General features: G+C 44.5%; 4 protein-coding genes and 1 pseudogene. All 5 read left to right on the plus strand.

The annotated features are described in order from the left end of the window. Positions 1-496: pseudogene (locus JGK22_RS32735) on the plus strand (YncE family protein); the annotation flags it as partial. Beyond that, positions 447-1,439 (plus strand): hypothetical protein, encoded by a 993-nt coding sequence (locus JGK22_RS32740; protein ID WP_293314527.1) that lies wholly within the window; start codon positions 447-449, stop codon positions 1,437-1,439. The pseudogene JGK22_RS32735 and the gene JGK22_RS32740, both read left to right, overlap by 50 nt. Continuing rightward, entirely contained in the window at positions 1,430-2,674 is a 1,245-nt protein-coding gene (locus JGK22_RS32745) for a hypothetical protein (protein WP_293233773.1), read from the plus strand. Before JGK22_RS32740 ends, JGK22_RS32745 begins: the two co-directional genes overlap by 10 nt. Before the next feature lie 222 nt (positions 2,675-2,896). Further along, on the plus strand, positions 2,897-3,223 hold the full coding sequence (locus tag JGK22_RS32750; protein WP_293314529.1) for a hypothetical protein: 327 nt from the start codon (positions 2,897-2,899) through the stop codon (positions 3,221-3,223). 15 nt (positions 3,224-3,238) lie between these two features. Continuing rightward, positions 3,239-3,859: hypothetical protein (locus JGK22_RS32755; protein WP_293314531.1), on the plus strand; the 621-nt coding region annotated here is incomplete at its 3' end.

Here is a 3,859-nt window from a genome sequence, read left to right on the forward strand (position 1 = left end):
AGTTAATGCTACGTCAGGACTGCGCCAGATTGCGGTTAGCAGTGATGGGCGCAAGCTGTTTGCTACTGCGGCTGATGGTTATATTTACGCTGTGAATATTGACCCTGAAGACAAACCGACGGTTCCGAATTCTAATCCCCGGAAGTGGGGGGAGCAAATTGGAAAGGTTTTGACTCCTACGGGGGCTTGGGGGTTGGCTGCAACTCCTGACCCGCTCAAAATGGTTTTTACTAATGGTAACCCGAACACAGACGGCAGCGGTTTTGGGGTGCTGACTGTGAGTGATGACCCTCTGAATTTGACTCCTACAACTGTCTACACGAATTTAACGCTGACTAATAATACCAATGTCTTTGAGGTGAATGAGGGGGTGGCTGTTACGATGACGGCTGATGGGAAGTATGCGTTTGTGGCGGGTCGTAATAGTAAAAAAATCCTTGAACCTAATGCTAATCCGCTGGCGGGGGGGAATATTGGGATTATTCAATATCCGTAATAATGTGACTCTTTCTGGTGATGGGAAGTATCTAATTGGCTCTTATCCTACTCTGGGTGGCGGTGGAAGTGCTTACGTCTTTGATGTGGAGGAAATTATTAAGACTGTTGAAAATCCTGGTGGTAAGAACTTGGCAACGCTAGCGATCGACAAAGCTAATCCGAAGATTGCTTCTAATATTTTTGCGACTGGTGGTAATCCTTTGGGGTTGATTGTAGCGCAAAAACCGCCTAGTTTCAAGGCACAAATAGAGAAATTGTTGAAAGCAGGGGCGATCGCTAACTACGATCGACTCATCGCTTTAATCATCAAAAGTAATGACCAGAATGACCTCAAATCGGTAGTCGGTGATGTTACCATGAGGAAGCTGATTGTAAACAGTTTCTCTTCCAAGCCAGGGATGGCTACTGTGGTAATGGCAGCCTTGCTTAAAGGAAATCAGACCTGGTCTAATCCCCCTGCCAATGATTTTACTCGGCACTTTTTAGCCGATGAAAAAAGTGACACTCTGCCGTATAACGCGACCATGAACTGCTGGGAAATGATTCTTTATGCAGGATTTTTATCTGGACAAATTACTGCCGATCAGCTCCGTAAATTTATGACAAAATCAAGGTATAATCAACCATTTAACCTCACATTTTCAGGTATGCCAATGATGGGGTATAAGGAAAGTCTGCCATTCTATGTCACTTTACCCAACAGCAAACAACCGGCAACAATCAAGCCATTACAACCAGGAGAGCTTCTCTTTTATAGAAAATCAGATAAAGGAGAACCAGATCACGTAGCTATTGCGATTGGTGGCGGAAAAGCCGTTAGTTTATGGGAGAAACCAAATAAGAATAACCTAATACAGATCATTGATGTTCTAGCATTAGATGGTAGCATCCAAGTCGGTCAACCGATTACAGATGTAATGAAAGGAGAGCTATGGAAGTAATAGCAAGATATTGGCGCTCCATTTTGTCTGTTGGAATGGCTTTTTTTATGTGCTTAATTTTGATAGCCAAACAGCAGACATATTGGCAACCAGAAAAACCAATGAAAGCTATGAATTGCCAGAAATTTAAAATTTCGACTATTGCCTTTTTTGAGTGGAATAATCTCATCAAGCAAGAAATAGTAGAATTAGAACCACTGCCTCCTGATGTAGCTCAAATTACAGGTATGCCTGGCCCCAAGTATTACCCAGCCAGACCTTATATAGGAGAAACATATGCCAGTCCAGGAGGACTAGCTAGCGTTGTAAACAAAGGTGATGACGAAAAAATGCCAGTTGGCCTTTGGATAGGAGAGACCACAAGAGTGATACCCTTATCGGAGAAACCACTTAGTCTTATTGCTCGAAGTGACGGTGGAGTGTGGATGAGTACCCATCAATGGCTACTATTCCACTACGATCGCACGGGAGCTGTTAAACATACAGTGAACCTTCCAGGGACAGACATTGTAGGTGTTGAAGGAGATGCCGTTTGGGTGATGAGTAATGACAAAGCTTGGTTTGTGAATGCAAACGGTGATGTACGAGGTTCATATCCATGGGAAGGGTTTAACCATTCTGTAGGGTCAAAACAAGCACTCTGTCAATTAGAAGGAGACAAAATACGTCGGGTACAATGTCTCGAACCTGACGGGAAAAATTATTTTGTTCCTCTTTCATTATCTCAAACCCCCGCAGGAAAGCTGTTGTTTTTTTCTGACGATCATATCCTAACTGGCGATATTGCGGGAGGTAATTTAGGTTACTACAGCACCGGAGGTATTAATGCTGAAATCAATATAGAAAATGCGGGTCTGACGCCATCGGGTGATGCCTTTGTATCTATCCAAACCGATGATTATAGGACTGAAGTCTGCCTAAGTAAAGGTATGGGCAGACGATTTTCTCTAAAATATAATACCCCATCCTTACCTATCCCACTCAGACTCGCTGTAGTTGCGGTTGAAGGTGAAAGAACACTTGTCTATGGTTTTGATCGCGCTGTCTGGTACAAGGGCGATCAAATCGAAAACAGCTTTAAAGTAGGTGACAGGCGCTATCGGAACGACATATTCCCTTATGTATGGCTGCGTTCTATTCATTTTGTAACGGCAAAAAGTAATGATGGAACAGTGATTATCTCAACGACTGGACCGACAGGTATGGCGCTGATTGGGCTGCGTTGGAATCCTTGATATTGGTGAACCTGCTAAACATTAGGATCGTTAAATATCCGTAAGGAAATTTTAGCTCTTGGTAAAGAGTTGAAAAAACGCTACGACGATTTGCGCTTAGACGATCAGGATCTTTATAATCGGCGTCGTCGCATCAGCGCTCCTCCCGTTCCGCGAATTCCTCCCTTATCGGGTCGTAGGACTACTGTAACTGGCGATCCCGGTTCTTGGGACGGACATATAGTGCAGTACGATAAAGTGAAAAAAGAGTTGAATAAATTGCTGGAGGATATGAAAAAACTGGGCAATTGTGATGACGATGATCCGGATGGATACGGCGGGCCTAAAATGCAGGATGCCTATGACCAAGCTGTGGAGTATAGTCAAAAACAACCTCCTGAAGAGCCAGATATCAGAAACCGAAGTAGCTTACTGGCACGGGCAAATGAGCTTGGCGCACAGGTAAGAGACGGTGCTTTATGGGTAGCAGCGGGGGTAGGCGGAGCTGTTCTGATCGCATTGGAAGTAATTGCAAGGCTTCTAGGGTTAGACTTACGTTTTAGGCCTTGATAGACACTATCATTTATGACAAAACAGAACTGTTTGGAACTTGATTTTTCTTGGAAAGATTGGGAAAGCTGGAATTACTTGAGAGCTTTGTCTTTACCAACTCTGCCTTGGGCGGCTCCTTTCCTACCGTTGCTGGGATTGCCAAATGCTCTATTAGAGCAACCGTCTATCTGGGAGTCCATTTATACCCAGGCTTTTATTGAGGATGAGACTCACAATCGCATGAAGGATTGGACAGGAAGTCCAGACGGGGAGCGAGGCGAACTGGTACGGCAGGTAGTCACGAAGGCCTTGTCGCTGCTAGCACAGCAGATGGGACGGGATGTGGTAATTGATTTAGAGAAATGGGTCAGGTTTCACTTTTTCAGTCCTGAAGCCGAAAAAGCGATGAGAGAGTGGGTAAGGACTCTTAGGGATGCCTATCTTTTGCCAGATTCGCGTCGGTATCATCGAAAAGTTCATCCACCCGCCGTCTTAGAGCCAATATTACCAGAGATTTCTGAACTGGTTAATCTCGATCGCAGAACCGAGATTAAAGACGCTTTGAAGCGTGTCGCTCCGCCCCCCCCATACGAGCAGATCCCCTACGAATATATGGAGCATTGTTATGAAGAGTTAATGCTATCTCAGGTAATC

The sequence above is a fragment of the Microcoleus sp. PH2017_08_TRC_O_A genome (assembly GCF_020738665.1).
Taxonomy (GTDB): domain Bacteria; phylum Cyanobacteriota; class Cyanobacteriia; order Cyanobacteriales; family Microcoleaceae; genus Microcoleus.

Coding starts and splice junctions, on each gene's coding strand:
- JGK22_RS32740 (WP_293314527.1), top strand. CDS start 447: ATGCTAATCCGCTGGCGGGGGGGAATATTGGGATTATTCAATATCCGT.
- JGK22_RS32745 (WP_293233773.1), top strand. CDS start 1,430: ATGGAAGTAATAGCAAGATATTGGCGCTCCATTTTGTCTGTTGGAATG.